Consider the following 19,930-nt stretch of genomic DNA (forward strand, 5'->3'; position numbering starts at 1 on the left):
AGCTCTAGTTCGGCGGTTGGTCCCTCAGCACTCCCATGGCGAAGTACTGCGCCGCCCCGCCGTAAGCCTGCGCAAGTGCCGTGCGCACGTTGTCGACCTGGTGCTCGCCGGCGAGACCACGGACCTGCAGAGCCGCCTCGGCGAAGCGGACCATGCCGGACGCGCCGATCGCGTTGGTCGACAGGACCCCGCCTGACGGGTTGACGGGGAACGAACCCCCGAGGTCGGTGTCTCCGCTGTCGACCATCTTCCAGCCCTCGCCGGGGCCAGCGATGTCGTGGCCCTCGAGCCACATCGGCTCGTACCAGCTGAACGGAACGTAGAGCTCGGCCATGTCGATCTGGCTGCGCGGGTCGGTGATGCCGGCTTGGCGGTAGACGTCGTGCGCGCACTCGACACCTGCCTGAGGGCGGACCGGATTGCGGCCCGGAAACTGCCCGAGCTCGCTTCGCACCGACAGCGCGTGTATCCACGCCGGCTTTCGGGGGGCGCGCCGTGCGCCTGCCTCGTTGGTCAGGATGACCGCGCACGCTCCGTCGGATGAGGGGCACGACTCCTGGAACCGGATCGGGTCCCAGAGCATCGGTGATTCCTTGACCTGTTCGAGGGTGAGGTCGGGCATCTTCAGGTGGGCGTAGGGATTCTTCGCCGCATTACGCCGGTCCTTCACCGCGACCATCCAGCCGATGTACTCCGGGGCACCCGACTCGTAGATATACGCGCGCATCCACGGCGCGAACGCGCCGCCGGCGCCGATGCCGCCGGATCGTCCGCCCGCAAGGCCCCACTGGGCGTTGCCCTCGGACTGCTTCTCCCACGACACCGCCAGGACGGTGCCGTGTATGCCGGTGATGACGTGGTGGGCGCCGACGATGAACGTCGATCCGCCGACCGAGCCGGCTGTGTGGACCCTGAGCAGCGGCTTCCCCGTCGCGCCGATCGCGGCGGCGAGGAACAGCTCCGGCATGACGATGCCTTCGAAGGCGTCGGGAGCCTTGCCGATTACGACCGCGTCGATGTCCTTCAGGCTGAGCTCGGCGTCGGCGAGGGCCCGGTCGATCGCCTCCCGCAATAGGCCGGCTATCGATACGTCGTCGCGGCGCTTCTTGAAGTTGGTCTGACCGATCCCGATTACCGCGCAACGTTCCGCCATCACTTTCCCTCCAGGACACAGACCAGATTGTGTTGCAGCAAGGGCCCCCCGGTGGCGTGGGCGAGGGCCCTGCGCGCGGAGCCGTTCATGATTCTCGCGGCCGCTTCGACGATGCGGACCAGCCCGACGGCCATCACCGGGTTGCCGGCGAGCGGACCGCCCGATGGGTTGATGTTGGACCCCGCATCGAGGCCGAGAGCGTCGCGGATCACGATCTCTTGCGGGCTGAACGTGGAGGACACCTCGACAACATCTAGCGGTCCTCCGTCGTATCCCGCCTTCCGTGCGGCGAGGGTCGTTGACGTCGACGACGTGATGTCACGCAGTCCCGGGAGATGCGGTTCGATCCGGTGGTCGATACCCGTTATCCACGCCGGCCTTTCGGCAAGCTGTCGGGCGCGATCGGCGCGGGCCAGGACTACTGCAACCGCCCCGTCCGAGATCGGCGGCAGGTCATGCTTGCGCAGGGGAGCGCGGTAGTAGGGCTCTGCGAGCAGCTTGTCCACGTCGACGTCGCCGGACAGCTGGGCGTTCGGGTTGGACTTGGCGTTGTGACGGCTCGTAGCCACTACCTCGGCGAAATCCCGCTCGGTCGCCTTGCCCGCGTCGAGGACGGCTCGCGCCTGGATGCCGGCCAGCGAGACCGGGTCGAGTCCGAGCGGGGAGAGGTAGTACGGATCGAGTTGCTGCGCCCACACCTCGGCCGGGTTCGAGGGAGACGACTTGCCGGATCCGAACGCGAGTGCGACGTCTATGTCGCCTTCGAGCAACCGCAGCCAGGCCTCGTACATGGCCCAGGCACCGTCGGCTTCCACGTGGGACTCGGAGATGGGTGGCCAAGCACCAGCGGCTTCGAGATTGGAGACGAACGCGAAGGGTCCGCCGGTCAGGTAGTCGCAGCTGCCTGCGCAGGTGAACCCGATCTCCCGACGGTCGATGCCGGCCATCGAGATGGCGGCCGTGACAGTGGGGACGAGAAGCTGCACCTCGCTTTCGTCTGCGTCGCGAACAGACGGCGTTTGGGCGTAACCGACGATGGCGATGTCTGAACCCGGCATCAGAAGATGTGCTCCTTGTAAACGGCTTCGGTGGCGTCCGGTTCACCCGTTGGCTCGAATGCTTCCACGACGCCCGCGATGCCCCCCCAACCGCGATTGGAGATGCCCTCCGCGGTCCGCTCCTCGCGCGGCTTCCACACCGCCTTCACCCTCAAACCCATGCGGATCTCCTCGTGGGGGATGCCGACGATGTCCTGGCCGCCGAGCGGAGTGTCCGCACCGTCGAGGAGGACCGACGCGTACACGAACGGCTCGGTCGCCTTCTGCCCGTAGTAGGCGACGGGCGTGATGATCGTGAATCCGGTGACCGTGCCCCGATCGACGATCTCCACCTCGTCCTCGTCGCCAGTGGCGACGACGCAGAGCGGGCAGTAGCCCTTTCCAGGGACGTAGACCCGCCCGCAGCTTGGGCATTTGTGCCCGATGATCCTGGCCTCGAGAAGGTTGTCGACGAACCGGTTCAGATTCGGGGTGAGGCGCTCGTGGTAGGTGAGGGAGACGAGATGCTCCATCACCAGGTCCTCCTTGGGCGCGCCTTCGGCGGAAGTCTTGGTGTCGCTCATGACTTGGCAGGCTCCCATGACAGGTCGGTGATCAGGCCGTGAGGCTCTTCGCTGAAACGGGCTTGAACCCGCATGCCCGTCGCCATCGCATCGATCGATCCCGCATCAACCGGTGACGCGAGAGCCGTATCGGCGCCGTCCGGTTTCACAAGCGCAAACGCAAATGGGCGCTGAATCGGGTGCTTCGGGCTCGGGTCGTCGACCCAGGTCCAAGCTTCGACGGTTCCCCCGGGTCCCACGGGCACCAAGTCGGGACCCAAAGCGTCCCCGGTATCAGGGTCGTACTCGACCGGCGGGACAAGCACCCGCCCATCCGACGACTTGATTCCCAGAAGCTTCCCCTTCCGAAGTCCCAAAAGGAAAGGTCCCATCACTGGCCCGAGAGTCCGGCTGTAGGGGAACTCGAGCTTGGTTTCAGTGGTTCTTAGCTCGGTCACCCTAAAATCAGAACACATTCTAGTTCTAGGGGCAAGGTAGCCCGCGGGTCACTATGGTGTGCCGCATGAAGCTCGGCTTGCAGCTCGGTTACTGGCAGGCACAACCCCCATCCAACGCGCTGGAGCGGGTTATCGAGGCGGAGAAGCTGGGCTTCGACATCGTTTTCACAGCGGAGGCTTGGGGTTCCGACGCGTTCAGCCCCCTGGCGTGGTGGGGTGCGTCTACCTCGAGGATCCGGCTCGGGACGTCGATCGTTCAGATATCGGCGCGGACGCCGACGTCCACCGCCATGCACGCTCTGACCATCGATCACCTGTCGGGGGGCCGCTTGACACTTGGACTCGGGTTGTCGGGCCCTCAGGTGGTCGAGGGGTGGTACGGGCAGCCTTTTTCCAAACCTCTCGCGCGTACTCGGGAGTACGTCGACATAATCCGCCAGGTGCTGGCGAGGGAAGCGCCGGTCAGCAGCCCCGGGCCGCATTTCCCGCTTCCTTACGCCGGCCCCGGATCCTTGGGTCTGGGCAAGCCGCTCAAGCCCATCACCCACCCGCTTCGTCCGGACGTACCGATCCTCCTTGGGGCTGAGGGTCCGAAGAACGTCGCATTGACGGCTGAGATCGGCGACGGCTGGCTGCCGATCTACTACTCCCCGAAAGTCGGCGACATGTACCGGTCCTGGCTGGGCGAGGGTTTCGCCCGGCCTGGAGCGCGCCGCAAGCCCGAAGAATTCGAGATCGCGAGCAATTGCTCGGTGGTGGTGACCGACGAGCGCGACAAGGTGCTCGAGTCGATGAAGCCCATACTCGGGTTCTACATCGGGGGCATGGGGGCCAAGGAGATGAACTTCCACAAGAACGTGTTCGGTCGGATGGGCTACGAGAAGGAAGCCGACCAGATCCAGGATCTCTTCTTCGAAGGCAAGCGCCATGAGGCGATCGCCGCGGTGCCTCTCCAGATGGTGGCTGACATCTCCCTGGTCGGAACCAAGGAGCAGATCAGGGACGAGCTTCAGACATGGGAGGAAGCCGGTGTCACCACGCTGGTCGTCGGTCCTCAGAACCTCGAGGACATGCGGACCATCGCCGAGGTCATCCTCGGCTGACTTCGCCGCCGAGGAGCAGCCTGGCCGCCCGTTCCAACTCATTCCCGACGCTCGAGATCGGCGCCTGGCCGTTGGCCCAGATCATCAACGCCGAGTTCCACACGTGGCTTAGGACCGCGATGACTCCTTCGAGCTGATCGGGGGACAGGTCGTCGAGAATCGGTGCGGATATCGACTTGATCTGGCCGCGCACCTTCGCGGCTGCGGCCGCGACACCCGGGTCGGGGCTGCTCAGGGCGCGGACGAGCGCCTCTGCGAGCAACGGGCGTCGTTCGATCGCCCGGGATGCTCTGCGGAGGACGTCGACGAGCCTCTCCTCGGGAGAGTCACCGCGTGCAGGCACCCGGGCGAGCCTCGCCTCGAGCTGTGCCGTCCACTCGGAGATCGCCGCAGATATCAGGTGGTCCTTCGACTCGAAGTATCGGTACACGGTCGCCAGCGCGACATCGGAGCGCTCGGCTACCTCTCTCATGTGAACGGCGTCGTAGCCGCCCTCGGTCCCGAGCTCGATCGCGGTCTCGACTATCCGTTGGCGGCGCGCAACGGACTTCGGCGACAATGGCGAGCCGTCGACCGCTGTCAGCGTGGTGTCTTCGAGGGCGGTCGCCTCGCTCATCATCGTGTCAGGCGGCGACCAGACTCACCGGCAGGTGCTTGATGCCGCCGATGAAGTTCGACCGCAGCCGCGACGGTGTACCGACGGCCTCTACCGACCGGACCCTTGATGTCAGCTCCTCGAACAGGAGCTTGATTTCCATCCGGGCCAGATTCGCCCCGAGGCAGTGGTGGGGACCTCCGCCTCCGAAAGCGATGTGATCGTTGGGCTGCCTGGCGATGTCGAAGGAGAACGGATCGGAGAACACGTCCTCGTCTCTATTGGCGGACACGTACCAGATGCCAACCTTCTCGCCCGCTTTCAGCTGGTGTCCCTTGTAGTCGAGGTCGGCGGTCACGTTCCGCCTGAAGTACATCACCGGGGATGCCCAACGGAGGATCTCCTCGACCGCTGTGTCGATCAGCTCCGGCTTGGCTTGGAGCAGCGCGTACTGCTCCGGATTTTCAAGGAAAGCGTTCATCCCATGGGAGATGGCGTTGCGGGTGGTCTCGTTTCCCGCGACCGCAAGCAGCAGGAAGAAGAGGTTGAAGTCCAGCGCGCTGAGTTGGTCGCCATCGACGTCCGCCGACAGGAGCTTGGTGATGATGTCTTCGCGCGGCTCCTCCCGGCGCCGGTCGGCGAGCTGCTGCGCGTACATGAACATCTCGATCTGGGCCTCTTGAACCTTCTCCTGGGAGACGGCGTACTCAGGGTCCTCGCTGCCGATCATCCGGTTCGACCAGTCGAAGACCTTGTGCCGTTCTTCGAGCGGTACCCCCATCAGCTCCGCGATCACCTGCAGGGGAAGCTCCGAGGCAACGTCGACGACGAAGTCGACCTCACCACGCTTTATCGCGTCCTCCACAATCCTTGCCGTCATATCCCGGATGTGAGGCTCCAACATCCCGATCATCTTCGGGGTGAACCCACGGTTGACCAGCCGGCGGTACCGGGTGTGGGCCGGCGGATCCATTGTCAGCATCAGGTTCCCGCCCTCGCCTACCCACTCCGCTTCGACCTCTGGTTCCTCGAGCCCGACCACGCCCCCGCGGGCCTGTTCCGACGAGAAGTGCTTGGCATCCCTGCCGATGGCGACGACGTCGTCGTACTTGGTGAAGACCCAGAAGCCGGGGCCAGCCGGCTCGGGGTGGCGGAAGATCGGAGCGTTCGCACGCAGGTGGGTGAACCATTCATGCGGGATGCCTTCGGTGAAGCGATCCCGGTCGAGCAGGTTGATCTCCGCCATGAGTTCGGTCGTGCGCACATCGGCCATTGGATCCCTCCCCAGACGTAGCTGGAACGCGTTCTGATTCATACCATCGCGTTTCCGCTGGCACAACCTCGGGATTGTTCCGCTGAGCGGCACCCGGGGGTGGAAAAGGAGGTTTGTAGCGAGTAGCGAAGAAGAGACCAAAGAGACCAAAAGGACGTTTTGGCCGCGTCCTCGCGGCAATTGGCATCGCTAACCGTCCGGGGGGACTCCATGCCGAAGCCTTGGGATGCACGTAACGACCGGCGGGCCGCCGGGTTGCTCGCGGCCGCCGGTTCACGCGCGAAGGCTGGGCGGGTGCTCGTTGCCGCAGCCGTCGTCGCCGGCCTCGGCCTTGCGGGGTGCGGCCTCAGGGTCCCCAACGCCCAGGAGCGCTCAGCGATGGACGCCGCGCTCGGGAAGGGTGGCGGTCAGTCTGGATTCGGCGGCGGCTCCGGAGGGCTGTCCGCAAATGGCACCGCCTCCGGCGAGAACGGCTCCGTCACCGCCGGCCCATCGACGACTCTCGGTTCTTCCGGCCCGGGGGGATCGGGCGGGCCCGGGCTCGCGGTGGGCTCCGCGGCCAACGCCGGTGGGGCGGGCGGCGCGGGAAGTGCGGCGCCAGCGGGAGGAAACGGTGGGGCGACCGACGTTGGGGTGACCGCGACGAGCATCACAGTGGGCAATATCTCCGACCTGGGCGGACCGGTCCCCGGCCTGTTCCAGGGCGGTCCGTACGGGACTCAGGCGTACTTCAACTACGTGAACAGCCAGGGCGGCGTCTACGGGCGGCAGCTCAAGCTGGTCACTTCCGATGACGGGCTTCAATGCAGCCAGAACGAGGCTGACTACCAGAACCTGGTCGGCGGCGTCTTCGGTTTCGTGGGCAGCTGGTCACTCGACGACAACTGCGGCGCCCAGATCATGTCCGGCCATTCCAACGTGCCGATGGTGCAGACGTACCTGAATCCGCAGATGGCCGGTCTTCCGAATGCATATTCGATGGCGCCCTACGACCAGCAGTTCTATCTGGGGCCGTACCTGTATCTGAAACAGAAGTACCCGGACGCGATCACGTCGGTTGGAACGATCGTCGGTAACCAGGCGGCCGCGGTCGCGGCCTGGCAGCATCTGAAGGCTGCGATCCAGACCATCGGCTATCAGATCCAGTACGAAGACGACTTCCCCCCGGCCCAGTCCAACTTCAGCGCCGACGTTCTCCGGATGAAGTCGCAGAACATCAAGATGGTCATTCTCTCGTCGGTGAACGCCCCGGACGCGGCCATCTTCTCTCAGGAAGCAGCGCAGCAGGGATACAAGCCGGAGGTATGGGTCTGCGTCGTCTGCTATTCGGGCGGATACATCCAGAACGGAGGAGGAGCGTCTGCGACCCAAGGCCAGTACGAATATCTGGCGACCGCGGCTTTCCTCAACGACCCCACCGTCCCTGAAGTCGCCACCTACTTGCACTGGATGCATACCGCATTTCCCGGCTTCCAGCCCGATCTGTTCTCCACCTACTCGTGGGCGAACGCTGCTTTGTTCGTCCACATCCTCCAGCAGGTCGGTCCGCACTTGACTCAGAAGGCGGTGCTCGCGGCGCTGGCAGCGACCTCCACTTACAACGACAACGGCATGACGACCACCGCGAACATCAGCGCTAAGAAACCGTCCAACTGCTACAACCTGTTCCAGATCCAAGGCGGCCAGTACGTGAAGATGGACGACCCACCGACCGGCTTCCGCTGCGACGGCTACTTCGCAGGCTGATCGCGATGAACCAGATCTTCACCTTCGGCATAGAGGGCTTGGTTTACGGGTGTCTGTATTCACTCGCGGCATCGGGTCTGGTTGTGACCTATGTGACGTCCGGCGTGTTCAACTTCGCCCAAGGGGCGATGGGCATGTTCATGACCTTCACTTACTGGCAGCTCGCAGTCGCCTGGCACGTTCCTATGGTTCTGTCTTTGTTGCTCGTGCTGTTCGTGATCGCGCCCTTTGGAGGCTTGCTCGTCGAGAGGATCGCCATCCGACCTCTTTACGGAGCTTCCTTGGGTCTCAGCCTCGTGGTGACACTCGGGCTCCTGCTCGGCATCCTTGGCGCGGCGGACGCGCTTTGGTCGACGCAGGTGACCCGCCGTCTGCCCGATCTCCTCGGAACCGGAACAGTGCACCTGTTCGGCGTCGCGGTCACCTACTTCGAGCTCTTTGTCTTCGCCGCATCCATCTTCGTCGCGGTGGCTTGGTTCGTCTTCAACCGGACGCGGGTAGGCCTCACCATGCGCGCAGTGGTCGACGACAAGGACCTCACCGCCCGCGCCGGCGCCAACCCGGTGAGAAGCGCGCAGCTCAGCTGGGCACTCGGAGCATCCCTGGCGGCTCTCGCCGGGATCCTCATCGCCCCGCTTCAATATCTTGACCAGTTCAACCTCACGTTCCTGGTCATTACGGGGTACGCCGCCGCCGTCGTCGGCCGGATGAAAAGCCTCCCCCTGACCGTCGCCGGCGCGATGCTTCTGGGCCTCATCCAGTCGTACGCGGTGGGATACCTGCCCCCCACTCTGCTGTCGAACCTGAATCCTGTCCTCCCCATGATCGTTCTGTTCCTGGCGTTGCTCCTATTGCGCCAGGACCGCCTCCAGACCGCACGGCCAGCTGCTACCCGGAAGCGGACTGACATGGGTCTCTGGCCGTCGATTGCCCTGGGCGTCGGCTTCGTCGGCGTGACGATCGTCCTGTCCAACGTGCTTTCGGCCGGATCTCTTCTCAACTACGGAGAGGGCGTAGTTGTTGGCGTGGTCCTGCTCTCGCTGGTTCTCCTTACTGGCTACGGCGGTCAGGTTTCGCTCTGCCAGATGACGCTGGCCGGGTTCGGCGCCTTCGCCATGGGAAATGTCTTCGGTGGAGATTCGGTGTTCGGGCTGCTCGCCGCCGCGGCGTTACCGGCATCGGTGGGCGCGCTTCTCGCTTTCGTGGCACTTCGGTTGCGCGGCCTCTACCTCGCACTCGCGACTCTCTCCTTCGCGTACGCGATGGACTCGCTCTTCTTCAACAAGGTCCTCGGTTACGGTGGCATCCTCGATGTCGGCCGGGTATGGCAGAAGTCCCAAAAAGGTTTCCTCATCGAGGTCTCGGTGATCTTCGCGGCGCTAGCTGTCGGTGTCCTTGCACTCAAACGCGGGTCGTTCGGGCGGCGCCTGGCCGCGCTGAACGACAGCGAGGCGGCGTCTGCCGCGATCGGCATGAACCTGACCGCGACCAAGCTCGCGGTCTTCACGCTCGCAGCGGCGATCGCCGGCATCGGCGGTGCTCTCTACGGGGGCTGGCAGAAAGAGGTTGGGCCAAGCGACTTTATCGGGCTCGTCAGCCTTTTGCTTCTGTTGCTGATCACCCTCGCAGGCATCAACACCGTTGGCGGGGCGTTCGCCGCGGCGATGTTCTACGCCTTCTCGCCCGAAATCGCCAAGTACGTTCATATCCCGGAGTTCCAGCTTCTGCTTGTCGGCGTCGGCGCCGTCTTCGTGGGGCTCAACCCCGGAGGATTCGCCGGCCAGATAGGCATCGCCTGGGACCGCATACGGTTACTGGGCGCACGCCGGCCGGCGAGTGTCGCCGAGATGCCCGAGGCAGGGGAGGGACGACTTGTCTTCGACTGACCTCACCCACCCTGACCGTCGCGACATCGACCGGGAGACCGACGTCGGGCGACCGACAGATTCCGACCCGGCCGAGCCAGCCCTCGAGGTCATCGGCCTTCGCGCCGGCTACGGACGCGTCGAGGTCCTTCACGGAGTGAACCTGACCGTTCCCCGGGGCTCTGTGCTCGCGTTGATGGGCCCCAACGGCGCGGGCAAGACGACGCTCCTCAACGTCGCTTCCGGATTCGTAAGGCCGACTGCCGGGTGCGTCCACGTGTCCGGGCTCCACGTGAACGGAGTCGCCCCGTACGTGTTCGCCAAGGCGGGGGTATGCAGCATCCCCGAAGGCCGCGGCACGTTCCCGAACCTGACGGTTCGGGAGAACCTCAGGGTGTTCAGCCACGCCGGCACGGCCACTATGGACTGGATCGAGCATTCCGCGTACACGACGTTCCCAAGGCTGGCCGAGAGGAGCAACCAGCTCGCCGGCACCTTGTCGGGCGGAGAGCGGCAAATGCTGTCGATGTGCAGAGCGTTCGTGTCCGAGCCTGCATTGCTGCTCCTGGACGAAATCTCGATGGGCTTGGCACCCATAATCGTGTCCGAGCTCTACGAGAAGGTCGCCGACCTTGCACGATCGGGCATAGCGATACTTCTCGTCGAGCAGTTCGCGGCGGCCGCCATGAAGGTGGCGGACTACGCCGCAGTCATGCGGCAAGGACGGATCGAGGTGTTCGGCGAGCCTGCCGACGTCGCGGGAGCCTTGACCGAGGCATACCTGGGGGTGGCCGGATGACCCATCACGTCAGGCGGATCGCTCCCGCGGCGAAGCTGCGCAGACTTGCGACCGCATCGATCGCAGGGGCGCTCGCCGTCGGTGCTGCCGGTTTCATCGGTGCCGGAGGGCCCGCGTTCGGTCAAACGAGCCCTGGGGCCGGTTCAGCGGTGCTCAGCTACCTGGTGAGCGTCCAGGCACCGATCCTGCAGATAACCGAGGACGAGCCGAACGCCACCTTCCACCCGGAAGGCGAAGGCGACTGGGGTTACAGCTTCGCCTCACTGGATCCTGCAGGGCAGCATGCACTCGCGTCGGTCGTCTGGCCAGGCGCTGCGGCGGGCAACGCGGGAACACTCGTCGAGGTACTGACCGGCAACAGCAGCCTTACAGCACTCAACGACCCGGTCCGCGCCGAAGCGACGAGTGGGACACCCCAGACCCAGCAGAACACGAGCGCGCCCACCGGCACCACGATGTCCGCCACGGTGCAGCCGCCGGTACCGGGCGACCAGTACGCCGCGGCGAACTCGTCTCTCGGCGGCGGCGGGCTCGGGGCCGCCGGGACGGTTGGAGCTTCGACGTCGGCGAGCACGATTCACTTCGACTCCTCGACCGGAGCTCTGACGGCGACCGCCCAGTCGGCGGCGTCAGGAATCAGCATCGACGGTGGTCTGATCACGATCGGTTCGCTTACCTCTAGCGCGCAGGGGACTTCCGACAACGGAGCGCAACCCCAAATGACCGGATCCACTCTTATCCACAACATGACCATCGCTGGTCAAAGCGCCTATGTCGACGGGTCAGGAGTGCACCTAGGCCAACCCGGAAGCCCCGCTGCGCCCCCGGTACAAGATGCGGTGAACTCGGCGCTTCAGCAGGCCGGTATGCAGATCTACTCGACCGTTCCGTCGAAGGTGACCATCGGCCAGGTCGACTATTTCGACGCTTCCTCCCTTCTCTTCTACTGGGCGCCGCCGGGCGATTCGAGTCACAACAGCTTTACTGCGAGCGTCGGCGGTGCCGCGGTGTCGATGACAGCCGCATCGAGCGCCTTCCAGGGCGGTCTTTCGAGTGCGAACGCGAGCTCTGACAACACAGGCTCATTCACCCCAGCAGCAACACCGGCTACCTCGCCTGACACCGGAACGGCCGCGGCACCGCAGCTCTCGTTGCCGACGAACGCCACGCCGGCGCTCAGCTCGCAGCCTCAGATCGCGCCCCCGACCCGGTCGCAGGTGAACCCGCCCACCGCCACCCTTGCTTCGGCGTCGCTACCGGGTGGCCTCGGTGTGGGATGGATCATTCTCATTGCATTGGCGGGGTTGCTGGGGGCGGTCGGTCTGACCAGGGTGCCCGCTCTGATGGCGTCATCGACCGCTGCCGGTGCCGCGGGATGCCCGAATCCAAGACGCCTCAGAGACGGTGGAGGGAGTTCTCCATGACTGCGATAGCAACCGAAGCACCGAGGGAGCGCGAGGCCCGGCTGCTCAAGGTGCTCGGGCGGGCTGGCAGGTTCCGCCTGAACGGCGAGCAGTGGCTGTTCGCGGTGGGCGCGGCGCTTGTTCTCGCCGGGCTTGCGTGCATCCTCGTGGCGTGGATCGGGACGTCGAGAACCGTCCTGGTGGCGGGCCAGATCCCCTACCTCGTCTCCGGAGGCCTGACCGGTCTGGGACTGATCTTCCTGGGCGGCTTCCTCTATTTCGGGCACTGGCAGGCGGTGATGGTCAAAGAGAACCGCGCGCGAAGCGACGTCGATCGTGAGAACCTGACTCTTTTGCGGGAAAGCATCGAGGAGCTCACTGCGGCGATCCGCGCCGGACTGACTCCGTCTAATGGGGCAGCCGTCGCGGATGTCCGAACCCCGGTCGCGACCGGTCTGGTTGCGACCGCGAACGGATCGATGATGCACCGGCCGAACTGCGTCGCCGTCGTGGGCAAGGACGGTGTCAGAACGGTGACGGAGGCCGATGGGCTCAAGGCGTGCGGGATCTGCCGCCCGCTCGAGCAAGACGCGATGTTCCAGTGACGCTTCTGGAGGTCAGAGACGTCGACGTGCACTTCGGCGGCGTCAAGGCGTTGCAGGGCGTGAGCCTTGCAGCCGAGGAGGGCACCGTCACCGGCCTGATCGGACCCAACGGCGCGGGCAAGACCACGCTCTTCAACGTCATTTGTGGCCTACAGGAGGCCGACCGGGGGCAGGTCCTGCTCGGCGGCCAGGACATCGGGACCAGGCGGGCCTACCAGCGCGCCCGTCTCGGTATCGCACGGACATTTCAACGCCTGGAAGTGTTCGGTTCCCTCACCGCACGTGACAACATCCTCGTCGCCGCCGAGGTGCACCGCTCCTGGACGCGGACGCGCTATGACCCGAAGGAAGTAGCCGAGCAGATCCTCGAACGGGTGGGCATTCGCAACGTCGCCGACGAGCAAGTCGACTCTCTTCCGACCGGGCTCGCCCGGCTCGTTGAGCTCGGACGAGCTTTGGCGACGCAACCCAGGCTTCTTCTTCTCGACGAACCGTCGTCCGGTTTGGACGAGTCGGAGTCCGAGGACTTCGGTCGGCTCCTTCGCGATCTTGCGTCCGAGGGTCTCGGCGTCCTTCTCGTGGAGCACGACATAGATCTGGTCATGTCGGTCTGCTCGACGATTCATGTCCTGGATTTCGGTTCAATACTTGCGGTGGGAAGCCCCGGCCAGGTCCAGGCCGACGAACGGGTGAAGGCGGCCTATCTGGGGGTGGAAGCCGGCGTCGAGCTGCCCGCGGCCGGGGCGTAGCACTCGCGTCTCCGACTCCTCGCCCGTCCGAGCGAGCCAGTGTTATCCTCTATAACGCGTTCTAATTTTGGGAGGAGCCGGTGAAGACCGAGATTTGCGAGATGCTCGGGATCGAGTTCCCGATCTTCGCGTTCACCCATTGCCGCGACGTGGCCGCGGCGGTCAGCCGGGCAGGCGGGATGGGCGTTCTTGGCGCGCTCGCGTTCTCGCCGGAGCAGCTGGAGATCGAGCTGTCGTGGATCGACGAGCACTGCGGGGGCAAGCCGTACGGGGTCGACGTGGTCATGCCGGTCAAGAGCGCCGACCGGGAGGCCGGCCTGCACGACGAACGCCAGCTTGCCGATCAGCTGCGGGGAATGATCAGCCAGGCGCACTGGGATTACGTCGAGAAGATCCTCGCCGACCACGGAGTCCCGCCCCTGCCGGAGGAGCAGGACTCAGGTTCCGCCGGTGACCCGCTCAGCTCGGGAGTGCTCGGTTGGACCGAGGCGACGGGAACGCCGCTGATCGACGTTGCGCTGGCCCACCCGATCTCCCTGCTGGCCAGCGCGCTCGGACCCCCTCCGAAGGAAGCCATCGACCGCGCTCACGACCAGGGAGTCAAGGTCGCCGCCCTCATAGGCCGCGTCGAGCAGGCGGTCCGGGACGTTCAGAAAGGCGTGGACATCATCATCGCCCAGGGGTACGAAGCGGGCGGTCACACCGGAGAAGTGGCGAGCATGGTTCTCGTCCCTGACGTCGTCGACGCGGTCGCGCCCGTGCCCGTTCTGGCCGCTGGAGGCATCGCCACGGGCCGGCAGATGGCCGCGGCGATGGCCCTCGGCGCCCAGGGCGTGTGGACCGGCTCGATCTGGCTGACAGTCACCGAGGCAAACACCAGCGACATCGCTCTCGACAAACTCCTCGCAGCAACCTCGAGCGACACGGTCCGGTCGCGCGCCCTCACCGGAAAGCCAGCCCGTCAGCTCCGCACCGCCTGGACCGAGGCCTGGGAGGCGCCCGAGTCGCCCGGCACGCTGCCGATGCCGCTTCAGTTCATTCTGAACAACTACGCCATGCGCAGAATTCAGCGTTCCGGCAATCGGGAACTGACGGGCATGCCGGTCGGCCAGGTGGTCAGCCGGATGAACAACGTCCGACCCAGCAAGGACCTGATCTACGACATCATCGAGGAGTACATCGACACGATGAACCGGCTGTCAACAACTGTTGACGCCGGCTAAGCGGGCCAGGCCCGTGCGACGGCCAGGCGTGGGGTTGGGGTCCCCACGCTCTGGAGGAGGATGGGCTTTGGGGCCCCATCCGGGGTCATGTCAGAGCCATTGCCGCGTACAGCGCAATACCGGTCGCCATCGCCGGCTCATCGATGACCATCCGGTTGGAGTGGTTCGGCGCGGGCCGCTCGACCCCCGGCGGCCAGGCGCCGAGGATCGCCATCGCTCCCGGCACGGCCTGTAGGAGATACGAGAAGTCCTCCGCTCCCATCGCCGGACTGGGCATCGGCACCGCCCTGTCGCCGATTAGTCCCCGGGCCACAGAAAGGGTTCGTTCGGCGGCTTCGCGGTCGTTGACCGTGACCGGGTAGTTGAGCTCGACCATCTCGACGGTCGCTCGGCAACCGTGCGCGGCGGCGACGTTCTCCGCAACCTGTTTGATCAAGCCGATTGCGAGAGTTCTCGTCCCCTCGGACACCGCTCGAACCGTCCCTTCGCATTCCACGATCTCGGGGATGACGTTGAAAGCGGTACCGGCCTGGACCTTGGTCACCGTCACGACCGCAGGGTCGAAGGCAGGCACGCGCCGGGTGACCATCGCTTGGAGCGCGGTCACGATCTCGCACGCGACCGGGACCGGGTCGCACGCGTCATGCGGCATCGAGGCGTGGCCGCCCGCGCCGGTGACCGTGATCCGGAACTCGTCCGACGAGGCCAGGATCGTGCCGGGCCGGCAGGTGACGAACCCGCTCGGGACGATCGACGAGATGTGGATCGCGAAAGCTCGGTCAACCTTTCCGTTGGCGGTGAGCAGTCCCTCGTCGAGCATGACCTTGGCGCCGCCGTGGCCCTCCTCGCCTGGCTGAAACATCAGGATGACCTTGCCGCGAAGGTCTTTGCGGTGGTCGTGCAGAACCCTTGTCGCCCCGAGGAGCATCGCTACGTGCGCGTCGTGGCCGCACGCGTGCATCTTCCCGTCAACTTCCGAAGCGAACGGTAGGTCGGTGTCCTCGGGCATTTCGAGAGCGTCCATGTCCGCTCGTAGCAGCGTCGTCGGGCCCGGCTGGTCACCCTCGATCACGCTGACCACCGACGAAAGGGTATGTCCCGTGGTAGCGCCGACCCCCATCGAGTCGAGCTCCTCGAGAATCAGTTCCTGGGTGCGCGGGAGCTCCAGCCCCGTCTCGGGATGCGAGTGGATGCGCCGCCGGAGGGCCACGGCCTGATTCAGGATCCGCCCCGCGTCTCCGAGGAGCCCCGTGTCGACGGTGCTCTCCCGGGCGTCACCCGCTGGTTTGTCAACGGTGTGGCTCACATGGGTGATCCTAGAGTTGCCGGATGGACTTCTCTAGCTTCCAGCAGCTCGCGTTCGAGCGGCACGACCGCGGGATCCTCCAGATCACCATCAACCGCCCGGAAAAGTACAACGCAACCGACGAAACGCTTCACACCGAGCTGGCGAAGGTATGGCTGGATGTCGACGCCGACTCCGACACGCGGGTCGCGGTGATCACCGGTGCAGGGAAGGCGTTCTCGGCTGGAGGGGACTACGGGATGATCGGCCGCATGGTCGGTAATTACGAGAGGGTCACCGAGATGCTTACCGAGATGGCCGACATGGTCTACAACGTCCTGAACTGCTCGAAGCCGATCGTGTCTGCGATCAACGGCGCCGCGGTCGGCGCCGGCCTGGTGGTCGCGCTGACCGCGGACATCTCGATCTGCGCCGAGGACGCGGTTCTCGGGGACGGCCACGTAAAGCTCGGTGTCGCCGCCGGAGATCACGCGGCCATCATCTGGCCGCTTCTGGCCGGCATGGCCAAGGCGCGTTACTACCTTCTGACGGGGGAGATGCTTACCGGCGCCGAGGCCGAACGCATCGGAATGGTGAGTATGTGCGTGCCGAGCGACCAGGTCTTGCCCAAGGCGATGGCCGTGGCGTCGACGCTCGCAGAAGGATCGCAGCTGGCGTTGCGGTTCACCAAGAAGGCGCTCAACAACTGGGTCAAGCAGGCGGGACCGATCTTCGAACAGTCGGCCGCCTACGAAATGCTCACGTTCATGGGGCCGGACGTGGCCGAGGGCTTGGCAGCGCTGCAGGAGCGGAGGTCGCCTCGTTTCCCGTCGGGTCAATGAGTTCTGACCAGCCTGGCGCTCCCGTCGCGGGCGATCTCAACGAGCTGTTCGATCTCGAACGGATCGACGCCGATCTCTTCCGCGGTTTGAACGAGAAGACCGCTCCCGCCCGCCCGGCGCTCTTCGGCGGGCAGGTCGCCGGGCAGGCCTTGCGAGCGGCTTCGCTCACGGTGCCCGAAGGGAGGATGCCCAACTCGTTCCACGGATACTTCCTCCGCCCCGGTCAGTGGCAGCATCCGGTGATCCTCAAGGTGGATCGCGACCGCGACGGGAGGTCTTTTTCCGCCAGGCATGTGAGCGCCGTGCAGGAGGGCAAGGTCATCTTCAGCGCGCTCGCCTCGTTCCACATTCACGAAGAAAGCCCTGACTTCTCGCAGCCCCTTCCCCCCGCCGCCGATCCGGACGATCTTCCGGCCGAGCGCGCACTTGTGTCGATGTTCGCGTCGGCGTTCGAGTTTCGTCCTTACCCGCCGGTGCGGCCGTACGGCCCGGAGGACTATCCGCTCCCTGCGAGGGTCTGGGCAAAATCGACGGTGCGACTCCCGGACGATCCGGTGCTCCATGCTTGCGCGCTCGCATACCTGTCCGACATCGGTTCAGGATTCGCGGACGGCGAGTTGGAGCAGTTTCCCCGCGGCGGGCCGAGCATCGACCATGCGATGTGGTTCCATCATCCCGCTCGCGTCGACGAGTGGATCCTGCTTTGGATGTGGCCGCTCAAGGCCGGCGGAGCGCGCGGCCTGTATGCCGGGACCGCGCATGACACGGCCGGACGTCTTCTTGCCGTCTTCAACCAGGAGATGATCTTCGGCCGGGTACGTCCGCCCCCGAACCCCCCGTCCGTCTAGGCCGGAGCGACCCGACCGTAGACCGTCGTCCTCTCCTCGAGGGTTCTGCCGAGCGGTTCGACGATCTCGCGAAAGCCTTGTTCGTCCATGCCCTGCCCATGGCTCGCGCCCGCAGCGCGCGAGATGTTCTCGTTCATGAGGGTCCCGCCGAGGTCGTTGACGCCGGCCATGAGCAACTGGCGGGCTCCGTCGGGGCCGAGTTTGACCCAGGAAGCCTGGATGTTGTCGATCAATCCGTGGTACGCGATGCGCGCGACAGCGTGCATGAGAACCACTTCGCGCCAGGTCGGGCCTCGTCTGGCCTTACGCTGCAGGTATATCGGCGCGGCCATGTGGACGAACGGGAGCCCGACGAACTCGGTGAACCCGCCCGTTTCCTTTTGGAGCTCCCTCGTCCTGACGATGTGACGAGCCCAGTGGACCGGACTCTCGATCGAACCGAACATGATCGTGATGTTCGACCGCAAACCGACCGAGTGTGCGGTGCGGTGCGCCTCCAGCCACTCGTCCGTGGTGATCTTGTCGGGACAGAGAACCGCCCGTACTTCGTCGTCGAGGATCTCGGCCGCGGTACCCGGCAGCGTTCGAAGCCCCGCGTCCATCAAACGCGTCAAGTATTCCGCGAGCGGCTCACGCAACCGCCGAGCACCCTCGGTCACTTCGAGCGCCGTAAACCCGTGCACGTGAATCGAAGGAGCGGCCGCCTTCACCGCCTTGGTGACGTCGATGTAATAGTCCCCGTCGAAGTCGGGATGGATCCCGCCCTGCAGACAAACCTCGGTCGCGCCCAACTCCCACGCTTCGGCCGCTCTCTGTGCGATGTCGTCGAGGGTGAGCAGGTAGGGGGTTCCCCTCAGATTGAGCGACAAAGGACCCTTGGAGAATCCGCAGAAACGGCACTTGAACGTGCAAACGTTGGTGTAGTTGATGTTGCGGTTGCGGACCCACGTGACGACGTCTCCGACCGAGTCGCGGCGGAGATCATCTGCAAGCTCTGCGACAGCCGATACCTCCGGACCTCGCGCGCTGAACAAGGCAACCAGTTCCTCGACATCCGGCTCCTCTCCGGCCCGAACGCCGGCCAGCACATCCGAAACCGCTCCGGACGCGCGAGGCCTACCCGGAAGCAAAACAGGCGGATCGACGTCCGCGCCGGAGTACCACTGCGTGGATCGCCGGCCGACTAGAACTACCTCTGCTCCGTCCCCCACGTTCTTGTACTCGCCCACCTTCTGCGGGAACGCCGAGCCGGGATCGTCTCGCGCGAGTCCTTCCGCGTCGCTGCGGTCCAGAACCGGGAACCGCATCTGATCGTCCAGCCACGCCTCGGGCTTCGACGCGTACTCGGGATAGATGGTCAACCGCGGCACGAGTGCGAGGCCTCGTGACTCGGTTGCGTCGCGGAGCAGGTCCAGCGCCGGCCACGGCCTTTCAGGGTTGACGTGATCGGCGGTGATGGGGGACACGCCACCCCAGTCGTCGATTCCCGCGTCGAGTAGAACGGCGAAATCGTCGGACAGGTTCGGCGGCGCCTGGAGGTGTATGTCGGGAGGAAGTATGAGGCGGGCGAGCGCGATGGCGTCGACGAAATCCTCTTGTGAGCACGCTGGGGCTCGGTGCATAGCGGTCCCGCGCTTCGGGAGGAAGTTCTGGACGATGACCTCCTGCACGTGCCCGTGGCGGGCATGGCTGGCGGCGATCGCTTCGAGTGCGGCGACGCGGTCGGCCCGGTCCTCGCCGATGCCGACGAGGATCCCCGTCGTGAACGGAATGCGCAGCTTGCCCGCGGCATCGAGGGTGGCCAGCCGGCGGTCGGGCTCCTTGTCGGGTGAGCCCTTGTGGGCGTCCAGGTCGGGTCGCAGCGACTCGACCATCATTCCCTGGCTGGCCGTGACCGCTCGAAGCTGGGCGAGCTCCTCCGGAAAAAGGGCGCCGGCGTTGGCGTGGGGCAGCAGCCCGGTCTCTTCGATCACCAGGCGGCACATCGCTTCGAGGTAGTCGATGGTCGAGCGGTAACCGTTTTCGTCCAGCCAGCCGCGCGCCACCGGGTGCCTATCCTCGGGGCGCTCGCCGAGGGTGAAGAGGGCCTCGTGGCAGCCGGCTTCCGCACCTCGCCTGGCGATATCCAAGACCTGCTCAGACGTGAGGTAGGGCGACTCGATCCGAGCTGGTGCCTTGGCGAACGTGCAGTATCCGCATCGGTCCCGGCACAGCATGGTCAGCGGGATGAACACTTTTGGCGAATAGGTGACCCGGCTCCCGTGCGCCGCGTCGCGTACGGCCATGGCCGTCCTCAGCAACTCGTCGGGGGGAAGGTCAAGCAGCTCCTCGGAACCCATACGCTCGTGAACGCTACCGCCCGGCCGGGATATTTCAGGATGGC

At 65.4% G+C, this 19,930-nt stretch carries 18 protein-coding genes; 10 read left to right on the top strand and 8 right to left on the bottom strand.

Annotated elements, in window-relative coordinates:
* Nucleotides 1-4 precede the first annotated feature (4 nt).
* The 4 genes from VFZ97_14825 to VFZ97_14840 are packed head-to-tail and all read right to left on the bottom strand — an operon-like array spanning nucleotide 5 to nucleotide 3,211.
* Nucleotides 5-1,153 (bottom strand): thiolase domain-containing protein, encoded by a 1,149-nt coding sequence (locus VFZ97_14825; protein ID HEX6394707.1) that lies wholly within the window; start codon nucleotides 1,151-1,153, stop codon nucleotides 5-7.
* The gene (locus tag VFZ97_14830; GenBank protein HEX6394708.1) at nucleotides 1,153-2,211 is read right to left on the bottom strand and encodes a lipid-transfer protein; all 1,059 of its coding nucleotides are present in this window, start codon (nucleotides 2,209-2,211) and stop codon (nucleotides 1,153-1,155) included. Before VFZ97_14830 ends, VFZ97_14825 begins: the two co-directional genes overlap by 1 nt.
* A complete protein-coding gene (locus tag VFZ97_14835) occupies nucleotides 2,211-2,774 on the bottom strand; it encodes a Zn-ribbon domain-containing OB-fold protein (GenBank protein HEX6394709.1) in 564 nt (187 codons plus the stop codon). Before VFZ97_14835 ends, VFZ97_14830 begins: the two co-directional genes overlap by 1 nt.
* Nucleotides 2,771-3,211 (bottom strand): OB-fold domain-containing protein, encoded by a 441-nt coding sequence (locus VFZ97_14840; GenBank protein HEX6394710.1) that lies wholly within the window; start codon nucleotides 3,209-3,211, stop codon nucleotides 2,771-2,773. Before VFZ97_14840 ends, VFZ97_14835 begins: the two co-directional genes overlap by 4 nt.
* 65 nt (nucleotides 3,212-3,276) lie before the next feature.
* Here VFZ97_14840 and VFZ97_14845 point away from each other — a divergent pair, with 65 nt between their 5' ends.
* A complete protein-coding gene (locus tag VFZ97_14845) occupies nucleotides 3,277-4,314 on the top strand; it encodes an LLM class F420-dependent oxidoreductase (protein ID HEX6394711.1) in 1,038 nt (345 codons plus the stop codon).
* Here VFZ97_14845 and VFZ97_14850 read toward each other — a convergent pair.
* Nucleotides 4,301-4,930 carry a TetR family transcriptional regulator gene (locus tag VFZ97_14850; protein ID HEX6394712.1) on the bottom strand — a complete coding sequence of 210 codons (630 nt, stop codon included), beginning with the start codon at nucleotides 4,928-4,930 and terminating at the stop codon, nucleotides 4,301-4,303. The two genes, VFZ97_14845 and VFZ97_14850, sit on opposite strands and share 14 nt — an antisense overlap.
* Before the next feature lie 7 nt (nucleotides 4,931-4,937).
* Nucleotides 4,938-6,173 (bottom strand): cytochrome P450, encoded by a 1,236-nt coding sequence (locus VFZ97_14855; GenBank protein HEX6394713.1) that lies wholly within the window; start codon nucleotides 6,171-6,173, stop codon nucleotides 4,938-4,940.
* Between the two features lie 219 nt (nucleotides 6,174-6,392).
* Between VFZ97_14855 and VFZ97_14860 the strand changes: the two genes are divergently transcribed.
* The 7 genes from VFZ97_14860 to VFZ97_14890 all read left to right on the top strand — a co-directional run bounded on the left by VFZ97_14860 (nucleotide 6,393) and on the right by VFZ97_14890 (nucleotide 14,572).
* A complete protein-coding gene (locus VFZ97_14860; protein ID HEX6394714.1) occupies nucleotides 6,393-7,928 on the top strand; it encodes an ABC transporter substrate-binding protein in 1,536 nt (511 codons plus the stop codon).
* Between the two features lie 5 nt (nucleotides 7,929-7,933).
* Complete coding sequence (locus tag VFZ97_14865) at nucleotides 7,934-9,814, top strand: ABC transporter permease (protein ID HEX6394715.1); 1,881 nt, start codon at nucleotides 7,934-7,936, stop codon at nucleotides 9,812-9,814.
* Nucleotides 9,801-10,592: an ABC transporter ATP-binding protein gene (locus tag VFZ97_14870; protein ID HEX6394716.1), complete on the top strand. Its 792-nt coding sequence runs from the start codon at nucleotides 9,801-9,803 to the stop codon at nucleotides 10,590-10,592. Before VFZ97_14865 ends, VFZ97_14870 begins: the two co-directional genes overlap by 14 nt.
* Nucleotides 10,589-12,016 (top strand): hypothetical protein, encoded by a 1,428-nt coding sequence (locus tag VFZ97_14875; protein HEX6394717.1) that lies wholly within the window; start codon nucleotides 10,589-10,591, stop codon nucleotides 12,014-12,016. The genes VFZ97_14870 and VFZ97_14875 overlap by 4 nt, the downstream gene beginning before the upstream one ends.
* Entirely contained in the window at nucleotides 12,013-12,600 is a 588-nt protein-coding gene (locus VFZ97_14880) for a hypothetical protein (protein HEX6394718.1), read from the top strand. The genes VFZ97_14875 and VFZ97_14880 overlap by 4 nt, the downstream gene beginning before the upstream one ends.
* Nucleotides 12,597-13,349 (top strand): ABC transporter ATP-binding protein, encoded by a 753-nt coding sequence (locus VFZ97_14885; GenBank protein ID HEX6394719.1) that lies wholly within the window; start codon nucleotides 12,597-12,599, stop codon nucleotides 13,347-13,349. Before VFZ97_14880 ends, VFZ97_14885 begins: the two co-directional genes overlap by 4 nt.
* An 80-nt stretch (nucleotides 13,350-13,429) precedes the next feature.
* Nucleotides 13,430-14,572 (top strand): nitronate monooxygenase family protein, encoded by a 1,143-nt coding sequence (locus VFZ97_14890; protein HEX6394720.1) that lies wholly within the window; start codon nucleotides 13,430-13,432, stop codon nucleotides 14,570-14,572.
* A gap of 85 nt (nucleotides 14,573-14,657) precedes the next feature.
* On the opposite strand, the gene VFZ97_14895 is transcribed toward VFZ97_14890, so the two are convergent.
* Entirely contained in the window at nucleotides 14,658-15,878 is a 1,221-nt protein-coding gene (locus VFZ97_14895; protein HEX6394721.1) for a M20 family metallopeptidase, read from the bottom strand.
* Nucleotides 15,879-15,901: 23 nt separating this feature from the next.
* Between VFZ97_14895 and VFZ97_14900 the strand changes: the two genes are divergently transcribed.
* Entirely contained in the window at nucleotides 15,902-16,699 is a 798-nt protein-coding gene (locus tag VFZ97_14900; protein HEX6394722.1) for an enoyl-CoA hydratase/isomerase family protein, read from the top strand.
* Nucleotides 16,696-17,547: an acyl-CoA thioesterase domain-containing protein gene (locus tag VFZ97_14905; GenBank protein ID HEX6394723.1), complete on the top strand. Its 852-nt coding sequence runs from the start codon at nucleotides 16,696-16,698 to the stop codon at nucleotides 17,545-17,547. The genes VFZ97_14900 and VFZ97_14905 overlap by 4 nt, the downstream gene beginning before the upstream one ends.
* Here the strand turns inward: VFZ97_14905 and VFZ97_14910 are convergent.
* Nucleotides 17,544-19,886 (bottom strand): bifunctional FO biosynthesis protein CofGH, encoded by a 2,343-nt coding sequence (locus VFZ97_14910; protein ID HEX6394724.1) that lies wholly within the window; start codon nucleotides 19,884-19,886, stop codon nucleotides 17,544-17,546. The two genes, VFZ97_14905 and VFZ97_14910, sit on opposite strands and share 4 nt — an antisense overlap.
* Nucleotides 19,887-19,930: the final 44 nt, after the last annotated feature.

Source organism: Acidimicrobiales bacterium, assembly GCA_036378675.1.
Lineage (GTDB): Bacteria > Actinomycetota > Acidimicrobiia > Acidimicrobiales > Palsa-688 > DASUWA01.

Coding starts and splice junctions, on each gene's coding strand:
- VFZ97_14905 (HEX6394723.1), top strand. CDS start 16,696: ATGAGTTCTGACCAGCCTGGCGCTCCCGTCGCGGGCGATCTCAACGAG.
- VFZ97_14875 (HEX6394717.1), top strand. CDS start 10,589: ATGACCCATCACGTCAGGCGGATCGCTCCCGCGGCGAAGCTGCGCAGA.
- VFZ97_14865 (HEX6394715.1), top strand. CDS start 7,934: ATGAACCAGATCTTCACCTTCGGCATAGAGGGCTTGGTTTACGGGTGT.
- VFZ97_14830 (HEX6394708.1), bottom strand. CDS start 2,211: ATGCCGGGTTCAGACATCGCCATCGTCGGTTACGCCCAAACGCCGTCT.
- VFZ97_14860 (HEX6394714.1), top strand. CDS start 6,393: ATGCCGAAGCCTTGGGATGCACGTAACGACCGGCGGGCCGCCGGGTTG.
- VFZ97_14880 (HEX6394718.1), top strand. CDS start 12,013: ATGACTGCGATAGCAACCGAAGCACCGAGGGAGCGCGAGGCCCGGCTG.
- VFZ97_14900 (HEX6394722.1), top strand. CDS start 15,902: ATGGACTTCTCTAGCTTCCAGCAGCTCGCGTTCGAGCGGCACGACCGC.
- VFZ97_14910 (HEX6394724.1), bottom strand. CDS start 19,886: ATGGGTTCCGAGGAGCTGCTTGACCTTCCCCCCGACGAGTTGCTGAGG.
- VFZ97_14835 (HEX6394709.1), bottom strand. CDS start 2,774: ATGAGCGACACCAAGACTTCCGCCGAAGGCGCGCCCAAGGAGGACCTG.
- VFZ97_14825 (HEX6394707.1), bottom strand. CDS start 1,153: ATGGCGGAACGTTGCGCGGTAATCGGGATCGGTCAGACCAACTTCAAG.
- VFZ97_14850 (HEX6394712.1), bottom strand. CDS start 4,930: ATGAGCGAGGCGACCGCCCTCGAAGACACCACGCTGACAGCGGTCGAC.
- VFZ97_14845 (HEX6394711.1), top strand. CDS start 3,277: ATGAAGCTCGGCTTGCAGCTCGGTTACTGGCAGGCACAACCCCCATCC.